Origin of the sequence: Gemmobacter fulvus, assembly GCF_018798885.1 — a bacterium.
Classification (GTDB): domain Bacteria; phylum Pseudomonadota; class Alphaproteobacteria; order Rhodobacterales; family Rhodobacteraceae; genus Gemmobacter; species Gemmobacter fulvus.
In genome coordinates, this window is record NZ_CP076361.1 from 3,307,508 (window position 1) to 3,332,140 (window position 24,633).

The 24,633-nt window shown below is 64.1% G+C and carries 21 protein-coding genes; 5 read left to right on the forward strand and 16 right to left on the reverse strand.

Going from position 1 to position 24,633, the window contains the following annotated elements; translation table 11 throughout:
- The first annotated feature begins 295 nt into the window (after nucleotides 1-295).
- The 4 genes from KM031_RS16045 to KM031_RS16060 all read left to right on the forward strand — a co-directional run bounded on the left by KM031_RS16045 (nucleotide 296) and on the right by KM031_RS16060 (nucleotide 4,964).
- Nucleotides 296-1,399, forward strand: a complete 1,104-nt coding sequence (locus KM031_RS16045) for an ABC transporter ATP-binding protein (protein ID WP_215504453.1) — start codon at nucleotides 296-298, stop codon at nucleotides 1,397-1,399.
- Nucleotides 1,400-1,477: 78 nt separating this feature from the next.
- On the forward strand, nucleotides 1,478-2,548 hold the full coding sequence (locus KM031_RS16050) for an ABC transporter substrate-binding protein (RefSeq protein ID WP_215504452.1): 1,071 nt from the start codon (nucleotides 1,478-1,480) through the stop codon (nucleotides 2,546-2,548).
- Between the two features lie 125 nt (nucleotides 2,549-2,673).
- Nucleotides 2,674-3,921: an ABC transporter permease gene (locus KM031_RS16055; protein ID WP_215504451.1), complete on the forward strand. Its 1,248-nt coding sequence runs from the start codon at nucleotides 2,674-2,676 to the stop codon at nucleotides 3,919-3,921.
- An 89-nt stretch (nucleotides 3,922-4,010) separates the two neighbouring features.
- Nucleotides 4,011-4,964 carry an ABC transporter permease gene (locus tag KM031_RS16060; RefSeq protein WP_215504450.1) on the forward strand — a complete coding sequence of 318 codons (954 nt, stop codon included), beginning with the start codon at nucleotides 4,011-4,013 and terminating at the stop codon, nucleotides 4,962-4,964.
- A 175-nt stretch (nucleotides 4,965-5,139) separates the two neighbouring features.
- Here the strand turns inward: KM031_RS16060 and KM031_RS16065 are convergent, their stop codons facing one another.
- The 15 genes from KM031_RS16065 to gyrA form a co-directional block, all read right to left on the reverse strand.
- On the reverse strand, nucleotides 5,140-6,075 hold the full coding sequence (locus tag KM031_RS16065; RefSeq protein ID WP_215504449.1) for an AEC family transporter: 936 nt from the start codon (nucleotides 6,073-6,075) through the stop codon (nucleotides 5,140-5,142).
- Nucleotides 6,072-6,866 carry an MBL fold metallo-hydrolase gene (locus KM031_RS16070; RefSeq protein ID WP_215504448.1) on the reverse strand — a complete coding sequence of 265 codons (795 nt, stop codon included), beginning with the start codon at nucleotides 6,864-6,866 and terminating at the stop codon, nucleotides 6,072-6,074. The genes KM031_RS16065 and KM031_RS16070 overlap by 4 nt, the downstream gene beginning before the upstream one ends.
- A complete protein-coding gene (locus KM031_RS16075) occupies nucleotides 6,866-7,669 on the reverse strand; it encodes a TatD family hydrolase (RefSeq protein ID WP_215504447.1) in 804 nt (267 codons plus the stop codon). The genes KM031_RS16070 and KM031_RS16075 overlap by 1 nt, the downstream gene beginning before the upstream one ends.
- A 6-nt stretch (nucleotides 7,670-7,675) precedes the next feature.
- Nucleotides 7,676-8,806, reverse strand: a complete 1,131-nt coding sequence (locus tag KM031_RS16080; RefSeq protein WP_215504446.1) for a DNA polymerase III subunit delta' — start codon at nucleotides 8,804-8,806, stop codon at nucleotides 7,676-7,678.
- Nucleotide 8,807: 1 nt separating this feature from the next.
- A complete protein-coding gene (tmk, locus tag KM031_RS16085) occupies nucleotides 8,808-9,434 on the reverse strand; it encodes a dTMP kinase (RefSeq protein ID WP_215504445.1) in 627 nt (208 codons plus the stop codon).
- Nucleotides 9,435-10,589: a D-alanyl-D-alanine carboxypeptidase family protein gene (locus tag KM031_RS16090; RefSeq protein WP_215504444.1), complete on the reverse strand. Its 1,155-nt coding sequence runs from the start codon at nucleotides 10,587-10,589 to the stop codon at nucleotides 9,435-9,437. It abuts the gene before it with no gap.
- Nucleotides 10,590-10,639: 50 nt separating this feature from the next.
- Nucleotides 10,640-11,533: an SPOR domain-containing protein gene (locus KM031_RS16095; protein WP_215504443.1), complete on the reverse strand. Its 894-nt coding sequence runs from the start codon at nucleotides 11,531-11,533 to the stop codon at nucleotides 10,640-10,642.
- 159 nt (nucleotides 11,534-11,692) lie between these two features.
- Nucleotides 11,693-14,803: an efflux RND transporter permease subunit gene (locus KM031_RS16100; RefSeq protein WP_215504442.1), complete on the reverse strand. Its 3,111-nt coding sequence runs from the start codon at nucleotides 14,801-14,803 to the stop codon at nucleotides 11,693-11,695.
- A gap of 2 nt (nucleotides 14,804-14,805) precedes the next feature.
- Complete coding sequence (locus KM031_RS16105) at nucleotides 14,806-16,014, reverse strand: efflux RND transporter periplasmic adaptor subunit (RefSeq protein ID WP_215504441.1); 1,209 nt, start codon at nucleotides 16,012-16,014, stop codon at nucleotides 14,806-14,808.
- A gap of 162 nt (nucleotides 16,015-16,176) precedes the next feature.
- Nucleotides 16,177-17,004 (reverse strand): tRNA glutamyl-Q(34) synthetase GluQRS, encoded by an 828-nt coding sequence (gluQRS, locus tag KM031_RS16110; protein WP_215504440.1) that lies wholly within the window; start codon nucleotides 17,002-17,004, stop codon nucleotides 16,177-16,179.
- Nucleotides 16,989-18,323, reverse strand: coding sequence for a methylenetetrahydrofolate--tRNA-(uracil(54)-C(5))-methyltransferase (FADH(2)-oxidizing) TrmFO (trmFO, locus tag KM031_RS16115; protein ID WP_215504439.1), 1,335 nt, complete (start codon nucleotides 18,321-18,323; stop codon nucleotides 16,989-16,991). Before trmFO ends, gluQRS begins: the two co-directional genes overlap by 16 nt.
- A gap of 26 nt (nucleotides 18,324-18,349) precedes the next feature.
- Nucleotides 18,350-18,700, reverse strand: a complete 351-nt coding sequence (locus KM031_RS16120) for a DUF6614 family protein (protein ID WP_215504438.1) — start codon at nucleotides 18,698-18,700, stop codon at nucleotides 18,350-18,352.
- A gap of 162 nt (nucleotides 18,701-18,862) precedes the next feature.
- The gene (locus tag KM031_RS16125; RefSeq protein WP_215504437.1) at nucleotides 18,863-19,258 is read right to left on the reverse strand and encodes a hypothetical protein; all 396 of its coding nucleotides are present in this window, start codon (nucleotides 19,256-19,258) and stop codon (nucleotides 18,863-18,865) included.
- A gap of 120 nt (nucleotides 19,259-19,378) precedes the next feature.
- The gene (locus tag KM031_RS16130; protein ID WP_215504436.1) at nucleotides 19,379-20,206 is read right to left on the reverse strand and encodes a LysR family transcriptional regulator; all 828 of its coding nucleotides are present in this window, start codon (nucleotides 20,204-20,206) and stop codon (nucleotides 19,379-19,381) included.
- Between the two features lie 110 nt (nucleotides 20,207-20,316).
- Nucleotides 20,317-23,025, reverse strand: a complete 2,709-nt coding sequence (gene gyrA / locus KM031_RS16135) for a DNA gyrase subunit A (RefSeq protein ID WP_246566974.1) — start codon at nucleotides 23,023-23,025, stop codon at nucleotides 20,317-20,319.
- Nucleotides 23,026-23,260: 235 nt separating this feature from the next.
- On the opposite strand from gyrA, the gene KM031_RS16140 reads away from it, so the two are divergent.
- Nucleotides 23,261-23,530, forward strand: coding sequence for an usg protein (locus tag KM031_RS16140; protein WP_215504434.1), 270 nt, complete (start codon nucleotides 23,261-23,263; stop codon nucleotides 23,528-23,530).
- 35 nt (nucleotides 23,531-23,565) lie between these two features.
- On the opposite strand, the gene ocd is transcribed toward KM031_RS16140, so the two are convergent.
- Nucleotides 23,566-24,627: an ornithine cyclodeaminase gene (ocd, locus tag KM031_RS16145; protein WP_215504433.1), complete on the reverse strand. Its 1,062-nt coding sequence runs from the start codon at nucleotides 24,625-24,627 to the stop codon at nucleotides 23,566-23,568.
- Between the last annotated feature and the right edge of the window lie 6 nt (nucleotides 24,628-24,633).

Sequence of the window (24,633 nt, forward strand, 5' to 3'; positions counted from 1 at the left end):
TCGCGCCCCGAAATGCCCGGATCCTGTGCAGATTCGCGGTAATTGACCCCCATAGACACCTGATTCTGCGGGCACTTTGGCGAAGGCGGCCCGGTGTGATCCATGCGGTTAGCGCTATCGGAAACGAAAAGCGCCGCTTTGCAGCGTCCAAGTGTCGTTTTATTTCCCGTAGCAAAGCTTTGACGCAACGACACTAAGGCCAGTGACAAGCCCGTTGCAATGCGGCGTCGGTTTCGCTTAAGTCGAATGAATACAAAAGCGCAGGACGACCTGCCGGATACACAGGGAGACAGGGGTGGCCACAGTGACCCTCAGCGACGATTTCGTCGTATTCGACCATGTTCAAAAAAGTTATGATGGCGTTTCGCTGGTCGTCAAAGATCTTAATCTGAAGATCGGCAAAGGCGAATTTCTGACGATGCTCGGGCCGTCCGGCTCTGGCAAGACCACCTGCCTGATGATGCTGGCGGGGTTCGAGACGGCCACGAATGGCGAGATCCGCCTCGATGGCCGCAACATCAACCTCGTGCCGCCGCACAAGCGCGGCATCGGCATGGTGTTCCAGAACTACGCGCTGTTCCCGCATATGACCGTGGGCGAAAACCTGTCCTTCCCGCTGGAAGTGCGCGGCATGGGCAAGGATGAACGCGAAGCCAAGGTCAAGCGCGCGCTCGACATGGTGCAGATGTATTCCTTCATTAACCGCCGTCCGGCCCAGCTTTCGGGCGGGCAACAGCAGCGGATCGCGCTGGCACGGGCCCTGGTGTTCGACCCGTCGCTGGTGCTGATGGACGAACCGCTGGGCGCGCTGGATAAACAGCTGCGCGAACATATGCAGTTTGAAATCAAGCACCTGCACGAAAGCCTCGGCATCACCGTCGTCTATGTCACCCATGATCAGGGCGAGGCGCTGACGATGAGCGACCGCGTGGCGGTGTTCAACGATGGCAAGATCCAGCAGCTTGCCCCGCCCGCCGACCTGTATGAACGCCCCGAGAACAGCTTTGTTGCGCAGTTCATCGGTGAAAACAACAAGCTGCCCGGCACCATCGAAGAGCTGAGCGGCGACAAGGCACTGGTGCGCCTGTCCACCGGCGAGCTGATCGACGCGACACCGGTCAATGTGACGGCGAAAGGCCAAAAGACCCTCGTGTCGATCCGGCCGGAGCGGGTGGAGTTCAAGCCCGAAATGATGCCGCCCGGCGCGCATATGATCGGCGCGGATGTGATCGAGGTCATCTATATGGGCGACATCCTGCGCGCCCGCCTCAAGGTGGCCGGGTCCGATGATTTCGTGATGAAGATGCGCAACACGCTGGGGCAGACCAAGCTGGAGGCTGGCCAGAAGATCAGCATCGGCTGGCACCCGCAGGACGCGCGTGCGCTGGAACCAATGTGAGATTTCTGGCGGATCTTCCGCCGGAATGCCGCAAGGACGCGGCCCGATAAAAAGTCCTGTCAACCTGGGAGACAACGAATGAAGAAACTTCTTGCCCTGTCCACTGCCCTGACCGCTGTGGCCGTATCGGCCTCTGCGGATGTCACGGTCATGTCCTGGGGCGGCTCCTACGGCACCAGCCAGATGGAAGCCTATATCAAGCCCTATATCGCCGAAACCGGCGTCAAGGTCACTATGGTGGATGCCGACAACCCGGCAACCCCGGTGAAGGCGATGGTCGAGGCGAACAACGTCACCGTCGATGTGGCCGACGTGGAATATGCCGATGCGATCCGCCTGTGCGATGAAGGCATGCTGGAAGAAATTGATCCGGCCATCCTGCCCGCCGCCCCCGATGGCACCCCGGCGACCGAAGACTTCCTGCCGGGCGCGCTGACCGATTGCGCCGTGGCAACCATCGTGTTTTCGACCGTGTTCGCCTATGACAGCTCCAAATTCCCGGAAGGCCCGAAAGCCATTTCCGACTTCTTCGATCTGGAGAAGTTCCCGGGCAAACGCGCGATGCGCAAGGGTGCGAAAGCCAACCTTGAAATGGCGCTGATGGCAGATGGTGTGCCGGCGGCGGATGTCTATGCCACGCTGGAAACCCCCGAAGGCGTGGACCGCGCCTTTGCCATGCTCGACAAGATCAAGAAAGACACGATCTGGTGGGAAGCCGGTGCCCAGCCGCCGCAACTGCTCGCCGATGGCGAAGTGGCGATGACCACCGCCTATAACGGCCGGATCTTTGCCGCCGCCGTGTCGGAAAACAAACCGTTCAACGTGGTCTGGGATGGCCAGGTCTATGAATATGACCTGTTCGTGATTCCGAAGGGCGCGCCCAATCTGGAAGACGCGAAAAAGTTCCTGGCCTATGCCACGGATACCCAGCGCCTTGCCGATCAGGCCAAATGGATCAGCTATGGCCCGGCGCGCAAATCCTCCGGCCCGCTGGTCGGCATGTTCATGGATGGCAAGACCGAAATGGCGCCGCATATGCCCACTTCGGCGGCCAACCTGACCAATGCGCTGGCCTCGTCCTATGAATTCTGGGTCGACCGCGATTCCGAGCTGAACGAGAAGTTCAACGCCTGGCTCGCCGCCAACTGATGGCCTTTCGGGCCGGGGCTTGCCCCGGCCCGCGTTTTGCCCCGGCCCGCAGCTTTCGCGCATGTCTTGCGCCTGTCCGGTGACATTTCAGCCTTCCCCGCATCAGCCTTCCACAAGGACTGACAATGACCGATATTTCCGCATCTCTTACCACCGCAGATGGCCGCCCGCTGAAGGCGGCGCTGGCCGCAGCGCAAGGCCGCGCCCGCCGCAAGGCATTTTTCCTGGTGGCCCCGCTGTTGCTGTTCGTGGTGATCACCTTCATCCTGCCCATCGGCCAGATGCTGCAACGCTCGGTCTATCACGATGGCTTTTCCAAAGCGGCCCCCAACCTCGCGGCCTGGTTCGAGGCCAATGCCTCGGATGTGGCACCCGATGAGGCCGCCTTTGCCGCACTCGCCGCCGATCTGGCGCAGATGAAGGCCGACAAGACCGCAGGCGAGGCGGGCACCCGCATCAACTATACCGTGCCGGGCACCCGCTCGCTCTTCACCTCGGCGGCGCGGGGAGCAGACAAGCTGACCCCGCCGTTCAAGGAGGCGCTGCTGGCACAGGATGCGAAATGGGGCCAGCCGATCATCTGGCAGGCGATGCGCGCCGCCGCCTCGCCCTATACCACCGATTTCTACCTGATCGCGACCGACCGCGCCCGCGCCGATGATGGCTCCATCGTGCAGGTGCCGGAAAATGAACGGATCTATCTCTGGCTCTTTGGCAAGACCTTCATCCTGTCGGGCCTGATCACCTTCATCTGCCTCCTGCTCGCCTTCCCGATCGCCCATCTGCTGGCAACCCTGCCGATGGCGAAATCCAACCTGCTGATGATCCTCGTGCTGCTGCCGTTCTGGACCTCGCTTCTGGTGCGCACCACCTCCTGGATCGTGCTGCTGCAAGGGCAGGGCGTGGTGAACAATGTGCTGGTCTCGCTGGGCGTGGTCGGCGACGATGGCCGCCTGTCGATGATCTACAACCAGACCGGCACGATCATCGTGATGACACATATCCTGCTGCCCTTCATGGTGCTGCCGCTCTATTCGGTGATGCGCACGATCAAACCGGCCTATGCCCGCGCCGCACGCAGTCTGGGCGCAACCAGCTGGACCACCTTCCGCCGCATCTACCTGCCGCAAACCCTGCCCGGCATCGGGGCGGGCGCGCTGTTGGTGTTCATCCTGGCCGTCGGCTATTACATCACCCCGGCACTGGTCGGCGGCGCCAGCGGTCAGCTGATCTCGAACCTGATCGACTTCCACATGGACAAATCGAACTGGTCGCTGGCGGCCGCCCTCTCGGCCATGCTGCTGGCCGGGGTGCTGGTGCTCTACTGGCTTTATGATCGCCTTGTTGGCATCGACAAACTGAAACTCGGGTAAGACGCGCCCGCGCCTGCCTTTCATCTTGGCCCAAATATCCTGGGGGTGCGGGGGCCAGCCCCCGTCGCCGCCCACCACAGGAGATCCCGATGGCTCTTCCCGCCTATGCCGATCCGCTGGAGCGCATCTGGTATTACACCTATCATGCGATCTGCATCACGATCTTCGTGTTCCTCATCGCACCGATCCTGATAGTGATGCCGCTCAGCTTCAACGCCGAGCCGTATTTCACCTTTACCGAAAAGATGCTGACGCTCGATCCCGACGGCTATTCGCTGCGCTGGTATGATCTGCTGCTGACCTTCGGCATGTCCGCCCCCGATCTGCCGCGCGATGGCACCTGGTGGTCGGATGTCTGGCAGAATGCCACCTGGGTGAAGGCGGCCAAGAACTCGATCATCATCGGCTTCTGGTCCACCATCGTGGCCACCGTGCTGGGCACGCTGGCAGCGCTTGGCCTGTCGCGGCCGGAGATGCCCTATCGGCGGCTGATCATGGCCATCCTGATCTCGCCGATGATCGTGCCGATCATCATCATCGCGACCGGGTTGTTCTTCTATTACTCGGATCCCTGCGCGCCGCTGGGCTGGGTGGGGATTGACCTGAACTGTGGTCGCCTGACCTCGACCTATACCGGCGTGATCCTCGCCCATGCCACGCTGGGGATCCCCTTCGTGATCATCACAGTGACGGCGACGCTGATCGGTTTCGATCAGTCGCTGAGCCGAGCCGCGGCCTCGCTCGGGGCCTCGCCGCAGCGGACCTTCTTCAAGATCATCCTGCCGCTGATCCTGCCGGGCGTGGTGTCGGGCGCGTTGTTTGCTTTCGTCACCTCGTTTGACGAGGTGGTGGCCGTGCTGTTCATCGCCGGGCCGGAACAGCAAACCATCCCGCGCCAGATGTGGAACGGTATCCGCGAGGCGATCAGCCCGGCGATCCTGTCAGTCGCCACGATCCTCGTGCTGATTTCGATCTGCCTGCTGGCCACCGTCGAAGTCCTGCGCCGCCGGTCTGAACGGTTGCGCGGTGTGACACCGCAGTAAGCGGGGTCACAGGGATGTCCTGAAAACGCCCGGTCCGAATGGACCGGGCGTTTTCAGGACTGAAGGGCACGGGGCAGCCCCGTGCGGACGCATCACAGGGCGCGGTTGTGTGGGCTGGCGGCGGGGCTGTGAGTATTTATGCAAAATGCAAGTTATGGCCGCAAAGCGGGGCGGCTCAGGGCAGGATGGTGAGCCAGAGCCAGATGGTGCCGATGGAGCCTGCGGTGGCCAGCAGCACGCTGGAGGCGGTAACCCGTTTGGCGACGCCATACATATGGGCAAACAGATAGGCATTGACCCCGGGTGCCATCGCCCCGGTCAGAACGGCAGAGCGGAGTTGATCGGTGTCGAGGCCGAAGACCCGTGTGCCCAGAAGATAGGTGAGGCCCGGGTGCAGCAGCAGCGACAGGGCCATGACCATGGCGATGGCGCGGCCATCGCCTTCGGGGCGGTAGCGCAGCAGCACGCCGCCGAGGCCGAACAGCGCCGTGGGAATGGCCGCCCCGCCGACCATTTTCAGCGCATCCCAGGCAAAGCCGGGCAGGGGCAGGCCGCTCAGGTTCACCGCAAAACCGGCGCTGATGCCCAGCACCATCGGTTGCGTGAAGATGGCGCGCAGGACCTGACGGGCCAGCCGATGCGCGGGCAGGCCCTGACCGTGGCTGCGTGCCAGTTCCATTGCCATGATGCCAGTCGCATAAAGCAGCGGCGAATGGATGGAGATGATCGCAAAGTTGCCCGCCAGCGCCGCACTGCCATAGGCGCGTTCGGTGATCGGCACGCCGAGCAGCAGTGAGTTCGAGAACATGCAGGCAAAGCCGATGGCCACGGCATCGGTGGCGGGCCGACCGAGCAGGCGCGCGCCAAGAAAGCCGAGGCCGAAGCCCGCAAAGGCCCCGGCGTAAAAGCTGGCAAACAGCGCCGGATCATAGGCGGCCACCAGATCGAGCCGCGAAATCGACAGGAACAGCAGCACCGGCACGGCGATGCTTTGCGCGAACCGCATCAGCGCATCCACCGCCGCATCGGACAGAAGGCCGGTGCGCGCCGCGATCCAGCCGCCGCCGATGACCAGAAACACCGGCATGATGACATCCAGCAGGGCGTTCATGGCGCAGGCAGTTCCAGGATCATGCCGTCATAGGCGGGGCAGATATGGTCGGGCAGTTCGGCGGCGAGCGTCGCATAATCCAGATCGAGGTGCATATTGGTCAGCACGCCGCGGGTGGGTTTGGCCCGGGACATCCATTCCAGCGACAGTGCCAGATGCGCATGGGTCGGATGCGGTTTGCGGCGCAGCGCATCCAGCACCCAGATCTCCAGCCCGATCAGCAGGGGCCAACTCGTCTCGGGGATCGCCACCACATCGGGCAGATAGGCCAGACCGCCGATGCGGAACCCCAGCGCGTCGATGGAGCCGTGATCGGCCAGAAACGGCGTCAGCGTCACCGGCCCCCCGGCGCCCTGAATGGTGAAGGGGCCGTCGATCGTGTGCAGGTCGAGGATTGGCGGATAGGGCGAGCCTTCGGGTTGGACAAAGGCATAGGCAAACCGGTCCAGCAGCGCGCCCTGCGTCGGGCCGTCTGCCCAGACCGGCAGGCGGCGGCGCAAGTTGAACACGATCTGTCGCAGATCGTCGATACCATGCACATGATCGGCATGGCTATGGGTATAGGCCACGGCATCCAGCGTGCCGATCCCGGCATCCAGAAGCTGGTCGCGCATGTCGGGCGAGGTGTCGATCAGCACGCGGGTGATGCCCTCGGCCCCGATCCGTTCCACCAGCATCGAACAGCGGCGGCGGCGGTTTTTGGCATTGGTCGGATCGCAATCGCCCCAATCGCCGCCCAGCCGGGGCACGCCACCGGAGGAGCCGCAGCCAAGAATGGTGAAACGATACATCAGGCGGCCTGTGCCCGGTCAGCGGCCTTGGTGAACAGCCGGTCGAAATTGGCGGTGGTGGCGGCTGCGAACTCCTCGACGCTCAGCCCGAACAGGGCTGCTCCGGCCTTGGCGGTGAAGGCGGTATAGGCGGGTTCGTTGCGTTTGCCGCGATGGGGCACGGGGGCAAGATAGGGGCTGTCGGTTTCCAGCAGGATCCGGTCCAGTGGTGCAGCGGCGAAAATGTCGCGCAGCTCCTGGCTTTTGGGAAAGGACGCGATGCCGGACATCGACAGATAGAAGCCCAGATCCAGCGCCGCGCGCGCCAGTTCGGCAGAGGAGGAGAAGCAGTGCATCACACAGGCATAGGGCTGGTGTCGCCAGCCTTCGGTCAGGATGCGCGCCATGTCGTCATCGGCGGCGCGGGCATGGATGATCAGCGGCAGGCCGGTGTCCTGCGCCGCCTCGATATGCAGGCGGAGCGAGGCTTTCTGCACCTCGGCGCTCTCGGCGGTATAGTGGTAGTCGAGGCCGGTTTCGCCGATGCCCACGAATTTCGGGTGTTTGGCCAGCGCCACCAGCTGATCCACCGTGACCAGCGGGTCTTCATGCGCCCGCATCGGATGGATGCCTGCGGCGTAGAACACGCCTTCGTAGGCCTCGGCAATGGCGCGCACGGCGGGTTCGCTGTGCAGCCTGGTGCAGATGGTCACCATGCGGCGCACCCCGGCGGCCCGGGCGGCGGCGATGATACGCGGCAATTCCCCGTCAAAATCCGGGAAGTCGAGATGGCAATGGCTGTCAACGAGGTCGGGCAGGGTCATGCGGGCTCACCTTGAGGCGAGCGTGCCCGCCGTCTCTTCGATCCTGAGAAGCATATCCATCAGAAGCGCGGCAGGGTCAAGGTTGACCGCCTTGCCCCGACGCGCCCGCGCCGACAGGCTTTGCGCCAGATCGGCCCATTGGCGGGCGGCCCAAGGGTCGGGGGACAGCCGCGCCAGCAGTGCCGCCTCGCCTTGGCAGGCCTCGGGTGGGGTGGTGCCAAGCGTGCCTGCGCGGGCCAGACGGGCCAGCAGCAGATCCATCAGCGTCAGTGCCAGATCAAAGCGCGGCTCGTTGCCCTTGCCGCTGCCGGTTTCGGCAAAGGCCAGCAAGCGGGGCCGATCCATGCGGGGCAGGCCGCCGAACAGCGCGATCAGAGTGCGGTAAAGCGCCATGCCCTCCAGATTGGTGATGCGCATGGCCTCGCCGACCGAGCCGCCCGCCAGTTCGGCCATCGCTTCGGGGGCGTCGATCACGGCCCCGGCCTGCGCCAGCGCCTCGGCCATCGGGCGCGCGGGCAGGGCGGTCAGCCGCAATTCGCGGCAGCGCGAGCGGATGGTGGGCAGCAGGCGGAAGGGCTGGTGCGAGATCAGGAAGAACGTGACGCCGGCAGGCGGTTCCTCCAGCAGCTTCAGCAGCGCATTGGCGGCATTGGTGTTCAGCTCGTCGGCGCTGTCGACAATCGCCACCCGGCGACCGCCATCGGCGGCGGCCATGGTGAAGAATTCCTTCAGCTTGCGGACCTCTTTCACCAGAATGTCCTGCGCCGGGGCCTTTTCTGTTTCGTTCAGGCCGCGTCGCAGCAGATAGGCACGCGGATCCGACAGGGCGGCCAGACGGCGGGTGACGGGGTGATCGGCGGGCACGTCCAGCGTGGCGGGCGGCGGTGGGGCGAACATGCCGCCATCATGTTCGGGCGTGGCCAGCAAAAACCGCGCCAGCCGCCAGGCCAGCGTCGCCTTGCCCACGCCGCGTGGCCCGGTGATCAGCCAGCCGTGATGCAGCCGCCCGGCATTGAAGCTGTGCAGAAAATCGGCCTGTGCCGCCTCGTGCCCGATCAACTGCGCGGTTTCGCGCGGATGCGGCGCGCCTTCGATCCGGTCGGGTTCCGGGAAATCGCCAAGATAGACGGACGGCATCCTAGAGCCCCAGATGCGCGCGGGCGCAGGCCAGCACATCCGCCGCCACCGCCTCGGGCGGGCGGGCGCCATCAATCACGCGGAACCGTGCGGGATGGGCCTTTGCCAGCGCCAGAAAGCCGCTGCGCATCGCGCGTTGCAGATCCAGCCCCATATCCTCGAACCGCTGTTCCGGGCCAGACCGGGCCACGGCGCGCGACAGGCCCAACGCGGGATCAATGTCGATCAACAGCGTCAGATCCGGCTCCAGCCCGATCATCAGCGCATGCAGCTGATCGACGGTCGCCGCCAGATCGCCGCGCGAAATGCCCTGATACATGCGGGTGCTGTCGGCAAAACGGTCGGTGATGACCACATCGCCCCGGTCCAGCGCCGGGCGGATGGTCTTTTCCATATGGTCGCGCCGGGCGGCGGTGAACAGCAGGATCTCGGTTTCTGCCGACCAGCGGGCGGGATCACCCTCCAGCACCAGACGGCGGATCTCTTCGGCCCCCGGACTGCCACCGGGTTCGCGGGTCAGCGCCACGCTTTGCCCCATGTCACGCAAAGACGCGGCCAGAAGCCGCGCCTGAGTGCTTTTGCCCGAACCGTCGATGCCCTCGAAACTGAGGAAACGCCCTTGCACCATTCAGCTCGCCGGGGTTTCGGCGGGGAAGAAGCGCGCCATCAGCACCTGTGCCGCCGTGACCAGCTTCTTGCCAAAGCCACCCTTGGGCACATCGGCCTCGGCCACCAGCGGGATGCGGGCATCCGGCAGATCGGGGATATGCACCAGCAGTTCCGCAATCTGTTGCCCCTTGGTGATCGGGGCGTTGATAGGGCCTTTATAGACCACTTCGGCGGTCATCTGATCCTGCGCCAAGGCGGGCAACAGCCGGGTCACGTCCGTCGCGGGCACCAGACCCACGCGGTCGGCATCGCCCAGCCAGACATCGGCCTCGGCCACGCGGGTGCCACCCTTGACGATGGTTTTCAGCGAAAACTGCCGAAAGGCCCAGTTGACGATCCGCTCGCTTTCTTCGGCGCGGGCCTTTTCGGACGGCAGGCCGGTGATGGCAAACACCACGCGGCGGTCGCCCTGCACGGCCGAGCCGACAAGCCCGTAGCCCGCTTCCTGCGTATGGCCGGTTTTCAGGCCATCTGCGCCGATATTCAGCTTCAGCAAGGGGTTGCGGTTGAAGCGGTTGGCTTCGGAGCGGTTGGCATAGTTGAATTCGGTCTGCGCGAAGATCGGGTAATATTCGGGGAATTCGGTGATCAGGCGGGCGGCGAGGATGCCCAGATCCTCCATGCTCATCCGCTGGGCCGGATCGGGCCAGCCCGAGGCATTGGCGAAGGTCGAGCTTTCCATGCCCAAAGCGCGGGCGCGTTCGGTCATCTGGCGGGCAAAGGCCTCTTCTGTGCCCGCCAGCCCTTCGGCCACCACCACACAGGCATCATTGCCGGAGTTCACGATCATGCCATGGATCAGGTCATTGACGGTCGGGCGGTCCAGCTCGTTCAGGAACATGGTCGAGCCACCCATCGCCTTGGCGCGGGACGAGACGGCAAAGGTGGTGTCCATCGTCACGCGGCCATCGCGCAGCGCCTCGAACAGCATGTTGATGGTCATCAGCTTGGACATCGAGGCGGGGGGCAGCGGCTGATCCGCGTTCTTGTCCATCAAGACGGTGCCCGTGGTGATGTCATAGACCCAGGCGCCGGTGGCCTGGGTTTCAAAGGCATGGGCAGGGCCGAACGCCGGAAGGCACAGGGCAAAAACGAGGCTGAGGCGCTTGAACATGGGGATTCCCGTATCTTGTGAGGGCCGCACCTCTGCGCGGCCCCATGCGGTCATTTCGAGATGACATAGGCGTCGGTAAAGCCGAGCCCTTTCACTTTTGCGAGAAGGGCCGCCTTGTCACTGCCGGATGCAACAACGGACCAATGCGATTTGCCCTGGGTCTGACCGGGGCGGATGCTGGCCTGAACCCCAGCCTTGCCCAGCGTATCGGCAGCACGTTTGGCATTGGCCTCGACCGAGAAAATCCCGATCTGCAACAGATGCGCGCCCGCTGCGGCTTTTGCAGCCGGTTTTGCGGCGGGGGCCTGCGGCGCTGCGGCGGCCAGCGGGGCCGCGCTGACCTCGGGGCCGGTGATCGAGGCGCTGGCATTCGCCGTCGGGCTGGCCGGTGTCTTGGTGCTGTCTGCCGCAGCGAGCGTGCCGGGAACGGTGGTGTTCACGGTTTCGGCGGCATCGAGGATCGGCTTCTTGGCATCGGTTGCTGCCGGGGCCTCTTCGCGGCGCAGTGCGGTCACGTTCACCTTGCCGGGCTGGCCCGCCAGCAGGCCAAGCGCCGCCGCCGCATCGGACGAGATCTGCAGCTTCGGCCCCGGATTGTCGCGTTCCCGCCGGAACAGCGCCCCGATCACGAATTTGCCATTGGCGGTATTGCGCAGGATCACGCGTTCGGGATCTTTCGCATCGGGCGAGGCCACCCAGACGCCACCCAGCGACGGCCGCCCATCCCAGAGCGCCTGATCGGTGACCTGAAACACCTCCGGCGCCTCGACATCGCGGTCAACCAGCCGAACCGATGTTGCGCTTTTCTCGGGCGCGGACCCGGTGGTCTGCGCGCCCTCCGGTTTGTCCTTCGCCGCGAAAAGCCCGGCCCCTTCCTGACAGGCAGCGAGTGTGCCTGCCGCCATTGCCGCCAAGATCAGATGTCTGACCGCTGCTCTTGCCATTCCAAGCCCCCGTATCGCGCGCCTTCTGTCGTGCCGCGCTTGCCCTTGCCCCGCCGGTGGCGGGTGATCCTGCCCGTATCGCCTCGCGGCGCTGCCGCATCATACAGGCAGGACGCACCCGAGAAAAGGGTGCAGGCGCGCTTCGGCGGAAATCGCCAGTCAGGCCTGATCCGCCTCACCGGCACGGCGTCGGGCAAAGGCCCGGCGCACCACCACATAGAAGGCGGGCACCATGAAAATCCCCACCACGGCAGACGAGGTCATGCCGCCCAGAACACCGATGCCGATGGCGCGCTGCGCCGCTGCACCCGCCCCGGTGGCGATGGCCAGCGGCAGCACGCCCAGCATGAAGGCGAAGGTTGTCATCAGGATCGGGCGCAGACGCTGCCGGGCGGCGGTTGCGGCGGCCTCGGCCAGGTCCATCCCCTGATGGTGCAGGGTTTGGGCGAATTCCACGATCAGGATGGCATTTCGGGCGGCAAGGCCGATGGTCGTCAGCAGACCGACCTTGAAATACACATCATTGGATTGCCCGAAGATCAGCGCTGCCCCCAGCGCGCCCAGAATACCGACCGGCACTGACAGCATCACCGCAAAGGGCACGGTCCAGCTTTCATACAAAGCGGCAAGGCACAGGAACACCACCAGCGCCGACATGGCGAACAGCAGTGGGGCCTGATTGCCCGACAGGCGTTCCTGATAGGACAGGCCGGTCCAGGCCACGCCAAACCCGCCCGGCAGATCGGCGGCCAGGGTTTCCATCACCTCCATCGCGTCGCCGGAACTGGTGCCTTCGATCGGCGCGCCCGAAAGCTCCAGCGCGCGCGCGCCGCCAAAACGGTCCAGACTGGGCGAGCTTTCATCCCAGACCTGCGTCATGAAGGCGGCAAAGGGCACCATCTCGCCACTGGAATTGCGGGCATACCAGCCGTCGATATGTTCGGGCTGCATCCGCCATTCCGCCTCGCCCTGCACGATCACCGGCTTCAGCTCTGCCCCCAGCGGGAAGTCATTGACCTCGCGCCCCGAGAAGATCACCGCCAGCATGGAATTGACCTCGGACAGGCTCAGCCCCATGGCGCGGGCCTTCTGCTGGTCAATGTCCAGCCGCAGGGCCGGGCGGAAGGTGGTCTCATGCCCCCGGAACGATCCGGTGCGGCCATCCTCGGTGGCTTTCGCCACCAGATCCACAGCTGCAGCCTGCAAGGCGGCCTGGCCATTGCCCGCCTGATCCAGAAGATACATGGTAAAGCCGGAGCTGTTGCCAAGCCCCTGAATGGCGGGGGGCTGGGTGAACACGATCCGCCCGGCGCGGTGCGTGGCAAACCGCGCATTGGCATCCTGCGCCAGCTGTGCCGCCGTGACGCCCGGCCGTTCGGAGAACTCTTTCAGCTTGATGAACAGCATGGCGGTGTTCTGGCCGCTGGACCCGAACGAAAAACCAAGCGCGCCATAGGCCGAGTCGATGGCATCGGCGCGCTCTTCCAGCAGATATTGCTCCACCTCCTGCACCACGGCCTCGGTCTGGGCGGTGGTTGATCCTTCCGACAGGCGCACCTGTGCCATCAGCACGCCCTGATCCTCTTGCGGAAGGAAGGACGAGGGCAGATGCTGATAGAGCCAGCCCGCCCCCGCACCGATGCCGACCAGCAGCACGATCATGCGGAACGGGCGGCGCAGCAGGCGGGTGACCACCGCAGCATAGCCATTGGTCGAGGCATCGAGACCGCGGTTGAACCAGCGCGCCGGGGCAATGCCGCCGCCATGTTGGCGCGGGCGCAGCAGGCTGGCGCACATCGCGGGGGTCAGGATCAGCGCCACCGCCAAGGACAGCATCATGGCCGAGATGATGGTGACGGAAAACTGCCGGTAGATCACCCCGGTGGAGCCGGACATGAAGGCCATCGGCAAAAACACCGCCGACAGCACCAGCGCGATGCCGACCAGAGCAGGCGTGATCTGCCCCATGGATTTCGATGTGGCGGCGCGGGCATCCAGCCCTTCCTCCTCCATCACCCGTTCGACGTTTTCCACCACCACGATGGCGTCATCCACCAGCAGGCCGATGGCCAGCACCAATGCGAACATGGTCAGCGTGTTGATGGTCAGCCCGGCGGCGGCCAGAATGCCAAAGGTGCCCAGCAGCACCACCGGCACGGCGATGGTGGGGATGATCGTCGCGCGCCAGCTTTGCAGGAACACAAGGATCACAAGGAACACCAGCACCACCGCCTCGGCCAGCGTGTGATAGACCTTTTCGATGGAGCTTTCGACAAAGGGCGAGGTGTCATAGGGATAGGCGACCTCCACCCCTTCGGGCAAAGCCGCGCTGACGCGGGTGAGGGTGGCGCGCACCGCCTCGGCGGTATCCACCGCATTGGCCCCTGTGGCGAGGTTGATGCCAAAGCCCGCCGCCGGAAGCCCGTTGAACCGCGAGACGGAGCCATAGGTTTCCTGACCGATCTCCACCCGCGCCACATCGCCCAGAAACACCGTCGATCCGTCTTCGGTGGTGCGCAGGATGATCCGCTCGAATTCCTCGACGGAGGCGAGCTGCGATTGCGCCGACAGCGCCACGGTCAGTTGCTGGCCCGGCGTCACCGGCAGGCTGCCAAGGCTGCCCACGGTCACAGTGCTGTTCTGTTCCGACACCGCCGAGGTGATATCGGCCGCCGTCACCTGATATTGCGCCATCTTCAGCGGATCGAGCCAGATCCGCATCGCATAACCCGATCCGAAGGCGTTGATCGAGCCTACGCCCTCGGTGCGCAGCACGGCATCCTCGACCACCTGAGTCATCAGATCGCCCAGTTGCAATGAGGTATAGCGCCCGTCGCGCGACACCAGCGCCCCCACCATCAGGATTGACGAGCTGGAGCGGGTGACGCTGATCCCGCGGCTGACCACGGTATCGGGCAGGCCATTGGTGATCAGCTGCAATTTGTTCTGCACCTGGATCTGCGCCATATCCGGGTCCACACTGTCATCAAAGGTCAGCGAGACCGAGCCGCGCCCCGAGGCGGAGGAGGACGAGGTCATGAACAGCAGCCCGTCCAGCCCGGTCAGCCCGTCTTCGATCACCGTCGTCACCGAATTCTCGGTCGTTTCTGCCGAGGCACCGGGATAGGTGGCGGTGATGCGGATCGTGGTCGGCGCGATGTCGGGATATTGAGAGATCGGCAGCGTGGTCAGGCCCCAGGCCCCGGCCAGCATGGTGATGATGGCCAGCACCCAGGCAAACACCGGGCGGTTGATGAAAAATTCGGCCATGATTATTCAGACCCCGCCGCCGCTTTGGGATCGGCAGACCCCGTATCGGCGGGGGCGACATCGCGCACCACGCCATTCGCGTCGATGGTCACCGGCACCGGGGCCACATCGGCGCCCTCGCGCAGGTTGCTCAGCCCGTCGATGATCAGCTGATCCCCCGGCTCCAGCCCCGCCGTCACGATCCAGGCATTGGCATGGGTGCCGTTGGCTTCCAGCTTGCGCTGCACCGCCTTGTTGTCGGGGCCCGCAATCCAGGCCGTCAGCGCGCCGTCCCGCCCGCGTGTGGTGGCGCGTTGCGGCACCAGAAAGGCCTCGACCGTGCCCAGAACCACCTCGCCGCGCAGGAACATGCCCGGCAGGATGCGGCGGTCGGGGTTGTCAAAGCGAAAGCGGATATCCTGCGTGCCGGTGCTGGGCGACACAGTGACAGAGGGCGCGATCAGGGTGCCGCCGCTGTTGTGCGACTGGCCGTTTTCCAGCGTCAGCGTCACTTCCAGCGTCTCGTTCGGTTTCAGCTCGCCACGTTCGATCTGGTCCTGAATCGACAGGATACGCGCCGAAGGCTCGAACATATCGACATAGATCGGGTCCAGCCGCGTGACGATGGCCATGGCATCGGCTTGCCCCGCCGTCACCAGATCCCCCACCGAAATCTGCGCCACGCCTGCGATGCCTTCGATCGGGCTGGCCACTTCGGTCCAGGATAATTCGGTTTCCGCGATCTTCAACGCCGCCTCTGCGCTGAGCACATCGGCGCGGGCCTGCGCGGCGGTGGCCTCGGCGCTTTCCACCGTAGCGCGGGTGGAGCCGGACCCTTCCAGCTTTTTCGCCCGGTCCAGCGCCGCCTCGGCCACCGGCACCGCCGCTTGTGCGCGGGCAAGCGCGGCGCGGGCCGATTGCGTGGCGGCCTCATAGCTGGTGCGGTCCAGCCGGAACATCGGCGTGCCGGGCGAGATCGGCTGGCCGGGGGAATAGAGAATGTCGGTCACCACACCGCCGACCCGGGGGCGGATCTCGGTCTGCTCAAAGGCGACGGCACGACCGGGCAGGGTGTAGCTGCGTTTGACGGCGGCGCGCTGCATGTCGATTACGCCCACCTTGGCAGGGCCACGCGCCGCCCCGGCGGGGGGTGTTTGCGCCTGCACGGCGGATGCGGCCAAGGCCAGCAGGACTGCCACGATTTTCAGGCCGGGCCTGTAAAACTGCTTCATTGGTCTTTTTCCCCGTTCCTGTCCGTTCTGTGCCGCGCGCTGGCCGCCAACCCCGTGCAACAGCTAGGCTTCGCTGCGGGCTTCGGCAATGCGCGCAGGCGACAATCCCGCGAAACCGCAGGCCACCAAGGCGATGAACGCCGCAGGCGGGCGGTTCCGTCGTTATAATCCGACCAATCTGCGAATATCTTGTGGCGTGGCCCCCTCGGCGCGAAAGGTGGCCAGCGCGCGGGCGTCATCGCGCTTGGCCAGCCGCTTGCCCTGCGCATCGCGGATCAGCCGGTGATGGTGATACTGCGGCAGCGGCAGGCCCAGCAGGCGCTGCAACAGCACATGGATCGCCGTCGCCTCGAACAGATCCGCGCCGCGCACCACTTCGGTCACGCCCTGCGCCGCATCATCCACGACCACGGCAATGTGATAGGATGTGCCGATGTCGCGCCGGGCCAGAACGATGTCACCCACCGTTTCCACCATCTGATCGCGGTTCCGGTGATGCGGGCCCGCATGGTCCGACCCGGTTTCGGCAAAGGTCAGCGGCCCGGCCAAAGCCATCGCCGCCGCCATATCCAGCCGGATCGCGACCCCTGTAGGCGGCTGATGCCGCCCGCGGCAGGTGCCCGGATAGACCGGGCCATCCGGCCCGATCACGATGGCTCCTTCCTGCGGCGCCGACAGCGCGGCCTTGATATCGCCCCGCGTACAGGTGCAGGCATAGGTGACGCCAAGCGCCGTCAGGCGGTGGATCGCCCCGGCATAGTCCGCCAGCCGGTCGGATTGCCGCAGCACGGGGCGGGGCCAGTCCAGCCCCAACCAGCGCAGATCATCATAAATCGCCGCCTCATAACCGGCGCGGCAGCGTGCCCGGTCGATATCCTCGATCCTCAGCAGCATCTGCCCCCGCGCCGCCGCAGTCAGCGCTGAAAACGCATGGCCCAGATGCAGCGGGCCGGTGGGCGACGGGGCAAAGCGGGTTACGACGCCAGCCATTGGGTGAACGACTCTTTGGCGCGGTCGGTATAGGCCTTGTAGCGGTCCTTGCGGCCCCGGCGCCCGCCCTTGGCGTCAATCGGCGGGAACAGCCCGAAATTGACGTTCATCGGCTGGAAGGTCTTCGCGTCAGCCCCGCCGGTGATATGGGTGATCAGCGCGCCCATTGCCGTATCGGGCGGCGGCGGCGGCAGCTCGCGGCCGAGGATCTGTGCGGCGGCCATCCGCCCCGCCAGAAGCCCCATCGCGGCGCTTTCCACATACCCCTCGACCCCAGTCACCTGACCGGCAAAGCGGATATTGGGGCGGCTTTTCAGCCGCATCTGCGCATCCAGCAATCTGGGTGAATTGAGGAAGGTGTTGCGGTGAATACCGCCAAGCCGCGCAAAGGATGCCTCGTGCAGGCCCGGAATCATTTTGAAAACAGCGGTTTGCGCGCCATATTTCATCTTGGTCTGGAAGCCCACGATATTATAAAGCGTGCCCAGCTGGTTGTCGCGGCGCAGCTGCACCACGGCATAGGGCTTCACCCCCGGCGTATGCGGATTGGTCAGCCCCACCGGCTTCATCGGGCCAAATCGCAGCGTTTCGCGCCCGCGTTCGGCCATCACCTCGATCGGCAGGCAGCCGTCAAAATAGCCCGCCGTCTCGCCCTCGTGGAACTCGGTCTTGTCGGCGGCCAGCAGCGCATCAATGAAGGCCTCATACTGCGCCTTGTCCATCGGGCAGTTCATATAGGCGGTCTGCTCTTCCAGCGTCTCGCCCTTGTCATAGCGCGACTGCATCCAGGCGACCGACATATCCACGCTTTCGGCATAGACAATCGGCGCGATGGCATCGAAGAACGCGAGGCTCTCGGCTCCGGTTTCGGCGCGGATGCTTTCGGCCAACGCGCCCGAGGTCAGCGGGCCGGTGGCAATGATCCAGTGGCCGTCCTGCGGCAGGTCGCGCACCTCGCCATAGGCGATGGAAATCAGCGGATGCGCCCGCAGCCGGGCCGTCACCGCCTCGGCAAAGGGATCGCGGTCCACGGCCAACGCGCCGCCCGCAGGCAGCCGGTGCAGGCGGGCGGTTTCCATGATCAGCCCCTGCGCCGCGCCCATTTCCCAATGCAGCAGGCCCACGGCGTTGCGTTCGTCATCGTCCGAGCGGAACGAGTTGGAACAGACCATTTCGGCAAACATGCCGGTGCGATGGGCAAAGGTGCCGACCTCTGGCCGCATTTCATGCAGCACCACCGGCACGCCCATCTGGGCGGCCTGCCAGGCTGCTTCTGATCCGGCCATTCCGCCGCCGATGATATGGAGTTTCTCTTGCATCCCGGCGATGTAGCCCCGTCAGCGGTTCAGATCAAGGCAATGCGTTCCCGTTGCGCCGGATCGGGGTAGGGACGATACAACCCGACATCCAGCCGGACAATCATCTGATGCATCTGGTCATAGCGCCTGAGCGCGGTGTCATCACTGCCACCAAGGGCGGCAAAGGCGGCATCCAGTTGCGCAAAGCCCTCCACCTCGATCTCCAGCAGGAAATCGGTGTGCAGCCCCGAGGCCAGCCCGAATTTGCGCCGCATCAGCCGCCAGCCGCCGATCAGACCCGCCGTCTGAAGATGGCCCAGCCAGGCGTCCACCGCCACGGCAAAGGCCAGCGCCCGCGCGTCCGACTTCAGTTCGATCATGCAATGATACAGGTTCATGCCAGCCCTCCTGCCAGAAGGTCAGAACAGCATGGCCAGATTGCCAAAGCGTAAATGCCGCAAAGAAAAAGGGCCGTCCCAACAGGGACGGCCAAGGTTGGCCCTGATGCGCAGCGGAGTGCGCGCACCGGGCCCTGAGCAGCGCAGACTGCGCGATAATCGTTACAGAACCTCTTTCCAGCCGGCGCGATACAGCGCAAAGCGCCCCCCGCCCAGCAGGATCAGCGGCAGCGCCATCAGCACGACGGCCAGGACTTCTGCCATAGCCACCTCGGCCACAAGCGAGGCGCGCAGATGGAGGAACATTGCGGCAAGGTAGAGTGTCAGCCCGATCAGGGTGACAACCCGCGTCCGCACGCCGAAGGCCAGCCAGATGGCAATGGTCACCAGCACGGCATTGAGCGCGACCAGCAGGCTGCCACTGATGCCGATGAACGGATCAAGCGGGGTGCCTGCCTGCGCGACCAGAATGGAAACCTGTGATAAACCCTGTGCACCGAATACTGCCGCCAACACAAGCCTGAGCGCACATTGCCCAAGCGCGATCATATTCGCCATTGATTTGCCCTCGGTGGGTTGCCTGTTGCGATCTTTCGCCGCTTCGGCAAGCTCTACCTAAAGGAGAGTTTTGGGAATGCTCAAAAATGCGAAACTATGGTTTGCATTTTTGCAAAGCTCTTATGACAGGGCGCGGAAACAGCCCACAATCCAGTCTGCGGCGCGGTGGATTGCCAGATCGCCGCGCCGGGATTCATGGAATTTCAACCATAGATCAGCCTGATAGACCTGGCTGTGCGGGATCGGCTCCAGATCCGGGCGGGTGCTGGCCAGCACATCGGGCAGGGGGCCGGACTGGCGCAGCTTCACCATGGCGTCGGCGGCGTGTTCCAGCTTGGGCAGGCGCATCACAGGTGGCACGCCGAAATGTGTCCAGCCGATCTGGATGCCGCCAAAGCCATCGACCGCCGGTTCCAGCGCCACCCAGCCACTGCCGGGGGCGGCCTCGCGGTGGCGATACAGCCGATAGGTCAGATGCCCGGCGCGGCGGGCGATCAGGCGGCCTTGCTCCGGGCGGCCATAGGACAGCACGATGTCACAGGGGCCAAGCCCGGTTTCAAAGGCACGCGACAGGAAATTGAGCTCGGTCCGGGCAGGCAGGTCACCGTCACCGCGCAGGCCGGGCAGCAGAACATGGCTGGTCACCACATCCGGGCAGCCGATGGTGATGCGCGCCACCTGATCGCTGCGGCCTGCGCGCAGATTGTTGCTTTCGACATGCAGCTTGCGCTCGAACTCATCGACGATGCCCAGCAGGGGCAGCATGTCGGGGTTCGCCTCCCAGCCATCCGCGCGTTTGAAGAACACGGGGAAGCCATAGGCCTCGCTGATCTTTTCAATCCGGCGCGAGACGGTCGCCACATTGCTGCCCAGCACCCGCGCCACCGCCGACATGGTGCGGTGCCGATGCAGGTGGATCATGTAGCGATAGTCATCCCAGGAATTCATGCGCAGCCTTTTGGTCAGGCTACATGACCTAGGATATTCAACCCGAGGGTGAAAGGGGCTGTGCAGACAAGAAGATGTGAGTGGCGAGACTTCGCCACCCACCTCGGCAATTATGCGCCGGTGGCCTGATCGTCGGCTTGGTCCGGCCCCTGATCGGCCACACGCGCGACCGAAACCACCTCTTCGTCGCCGCCGGTGTTGAACACCCGCACCCCGCCCGCCGAGCGGGAGCGGAAGCTGATCTGCGCCACCGGCACCCGGATGGATTGCCCCGTCGAGGTGGCCAGCATGATCTGATCGGCCAGTTCAACCGGGAAGGAGGCGACCAGCCGACCGCCGCGCATCGCCCCGTCCATCGCCTTGACGCCGACACCGCCGCGCCCGCGCACCGGGTAATCATGGCTGGACGACAGCTTGCCCGCGCCCATCGCGGTGATGGTCAGGATGAGATCCTCATTCGCCGACATTTCGGCAAATTCTTCCAGGGACAGCGATCCGGCCTCGACGCTTTCGTCATCTTCGCTGGCCGACTCGTCCTCGACCAGACCCTCTTGCGCCCGGCGCATCTTGAGGAAGGCCGCGCGTTTTTCCGGCGTGTAGTCAAAGTGCCGGATGACCGACATAGACACCACGCTGTCGCCCTCGGCCAGACGCACGCCCCGCACGCCGGTGGATTCCCGGCTGGAGAATACGCGCAGATCGGTGGTGGGGAAGCGGATGGCCCGGCCAAGCGCCGTGACCAGCATCACGTCATCGCCATCGTTGCAGGTGCGCACATTGATCAGCGTCACGCCTTCCGGCAGCTTCATCGCAATCTTGCCGTTGCGTTTCACATTGGTGAAATCGGCCAGATTGTTGCGCCGCACATCACCATCCGACGTGGCGAACACGATCTGAAGATTGTCCCATTCCGCCTCAGGCGCATCCACCGGCATGATCGCGGCGATCGAGACGCCGGTTTCGATCGGCAGGATGTTGACGATGGCCTTGCCCTTGGCGGTGCGCCCCGCCAGCGGCAGACGCCAGCATTTCAGCTTGTAGGCCATGCCGTCGGTGGTGAAGAACAGAAGATGCGTATGGGTATTGGCCACGAACAACGTGGTCACGACGTCATCTTCCTTGGTGGCCATTGACGACAGGCCCTTGCCGCCACGGTTCTGTGCGCGGAACTCCATCAGCGGGGTGCGTTTGATATAGCCGCCCGAGGTGATGGTCACGACCATATCTTCGCGTTCGATAAGGTCTTCGTCTTCCATATCACCGGCCCAGTCGATGATCTCGGTGCGGCGCGGCACGGCGAAAGCCTCTTTCACCTCGCGCAGCTCGTCCGAAATGATCGCCATGATCCGGTCGCGCGAGCCGAGGATTTCAAGGTAATCCTTGATCTTCGCCGCCAGCGCTTCCAGCTCGTCGGTGATTTCCTTGACGCCCATCGCGGTCAGGCGTTGCAGGCGCAGCTCCAGAATGGCGCGGGCCTGGATCTCGGACAGGTTATAGGTGCCGTCCTCGTTCACGGTATGCGTCGGATCGTCGATCAGGCGGATGTAATCCACGATGTCATGCGCAGGCCAGCGCCGCGTCATCAGCCGTTCGCGCGCCTCGGCCGGATCGGCGGAGGAGCGGATGGTGGCCACGATCTCGTCCACATTGGACACGGCGACCGCCAGACCACAGAGGATATGGCTGCGTTCCCGCGCCTTGCGCAGTTCATAGGCGGTGCGGCGGGCCACGACATCTTCGCGGAAGCCGATGAAATAGGTCAGAAAGTCGCGCAGCGCCAATTGCTCGGGGCGACCGCCGTTCAGCGCCAGCATGTTGCAGCCGAACGAGACCTGCATCGGGGAAAAGCGGAACAGCTGGTTCAGCACCACATCCGCCGTGGCATCGCGCTTCAGCTCGATCACCACCCGCACGCCGATCCGGTCGGATTCATCAGCGATATTGGCGATGCCTTCGATCCGCTTGTCGCGCACCAGTTCGGCGATCTTTTCGATCATCGTGGCCTTGTTGACCTGATAGGGGATCTCGTCAAGGATGATCGCCCAGCGGTCCTTGCGCACCTCTTCGATGCGGGTCTTGGCCCGGATGATGACCGAACCACGCCCCTCCAGATAGGCCTTGCGCGCGCCGGAGCGGCCAAGGATCTGGCCGCCGGTCGGGAAATCGGGGGCCGGAATGATCTCCATCAGTGCTTCGGAGGACAGATCCGGATTGTCGATCAGCGCCAGCGTGCCGTCGATCACCTCGCCCAGATTGTGCGGCGGGATATTGGTGGCCATGCCGACGGCGATGCCGCCCGCGCCATTGACCAGCATGTTCGGGAACCGCGCCGGAAGCACCGTCGGTTCCTTGTCCTTGCCGTCGTAATTGTCCTGAAAATCGACGGTATCCTTGTCGATATCGGCCAGAAGGAAGGCGGCGGGCTTGTCCATCCGCACTTCGGTATACCGCATGGCGGCGGCGTTATCGCCATCCATCGAGCCGAAGTTGCCTTGCCCGTCCAGCAGTTTCAACGACATGCTGAACGGCTGCGCCATCCGCACCAGCGCGTCATAGATCGCGCCATCGCCATGCGGGTGGTATTTCCCCATTACATCGCCGACAGGCCGCGCCGACTTGCGATAGGGTTTGTCGTGGGTGTTGCCGGTTTCCGACATTGCATAAAGAATACGCCGATGCACAGGTTTCAACCCGTCGCGCAAATCCGGGATGGCACGGCTGACGATCACGCTCATCGCGTAATCGAGATAGGCCGTTTTCATCTCGGACTCGATGGAGACTTGCGGGCCATCGTAATGGCTGCGCAGATTTTCTTCCATGTTTTCAGTGTCTTCCGGTTGGTCGGTCACGGGGGCCGCCTTCTGTGGTGGGGGCCTTTGCACAGACCCTAGATGTTGTTGGCAGCACTATAGACCATCGCGGATATAGGGTGCAACGGGGCAATGCCGCACAGGTTGGCAGCCACTGATATTGACTGACAACAGACTGTTTTCATTGATTAATAATCCGAATCGCGCATCCTGATCGAACAAGAAGAAACCATGGAGGTGTCTTATGGAGCGGCGCGAAACGGAACTGATGCTGAAGGGGTATGGCCTGACCACGGCAGAGCTGTATTACCGGATGCCGGATTATCGCAGCGTTCTCAACAGCTTCATCTGGCAGGAATATGATCTTGCCCCGGATTACCCGAAGCTGTTCCACTTCATCGAATTCTGGCAGGACAAGATCGAAGGTCCGCTGCATTCGGTGCGCTTCACCCACCGCAAGCTGATCAGCCCCGGTGAGTGGCGCAATGTGGTGGGAGAGTTCCGTCTGCATTGACGGGCGGCGGCACGCATGGCGCGCGCCGTCAGGGATCAGGCGGCGCGGGTGGCCCCGGCGCGCAGGATCATGCCGAACAGGTCGCGCGGATCATCCGGGTCTGCGATCATGTCCAGTTCGGCAAAAAGCCCGGTGGCCCGCAGCTTGGAGTGGACATAGCGCAGGGCGCTGAAATCCTCGATGGCAAAACCCACGCTGTCGAACAGGGTGATCTCGCGCGCATCACGGCGGCCCTGATCACTGCCGGTGATCACCTGCCACAATTCGGTGACGGGGTGGTTTTCGGGCAATTGCTGGATCTCGCCCTCGATCCGGGTCTGCGGCGGGTATTCGACAAAGATCTGCGCGCGCAGCAGGATGTCGTGATGCAGCTCCGTCTTGCCGGGGCAATCGCCGCCGACCGCGTTGATGTGCACCCCTGCGCCGACCATATTGTCGCTGAGGATGGTGGCCAGCTGTTTGTCGGCGGTGCAGGTGGTGATGATCTGAGCGCCCAGGATCGCCTCTTCGGGCGAGGTGCAGGACACCACGGTCAGGCCACGCCCGGCCAGATTGGTCGCGCATTTGCGGGTCGCCGCCGGGTCGATGTCATAAAGACGCACTTCGGTGATGCCGCAGATCGCCTTGAAGGCCAGCGCCTGAAATTCGGCCTGCGCGCCATTGCCGATCATCGCCATGGTGGTGGCCCCCTTGGGGGCAAGCCATTTCGCCGCCATGGCCGAGGTTGCCGCCGTGCGCAGCGCCGTGAGGATGGTCATTTCCGACAGCATCAGGGGATAGCCCGTCGCCACATCGGCCAGAAGGCCAAAGGCGGTGACGGTTTGCAGCCCCTTCTTCATGTTGGCGGGATGGCCGTTCACATATTTGAACCCATAGGTTTCCCCATCCGAGGTGGGCATGAGTTCGATCACGCCGACATCGGAATGGCTGGCCACGCGCGGCGTTTTGTCAAACAGCGGCCAGCGGCGGAAATCGGCTTCGATCTCGGCGGCGAGATCGGCCATCATCCGCTCGATCCCGATGTGAAGAACCAGCCGCATCATGTTGTCGACGCTGACAAAAGGCACAATCGCCTGACGGGAGGGGGTATGGGTCATCTCTGT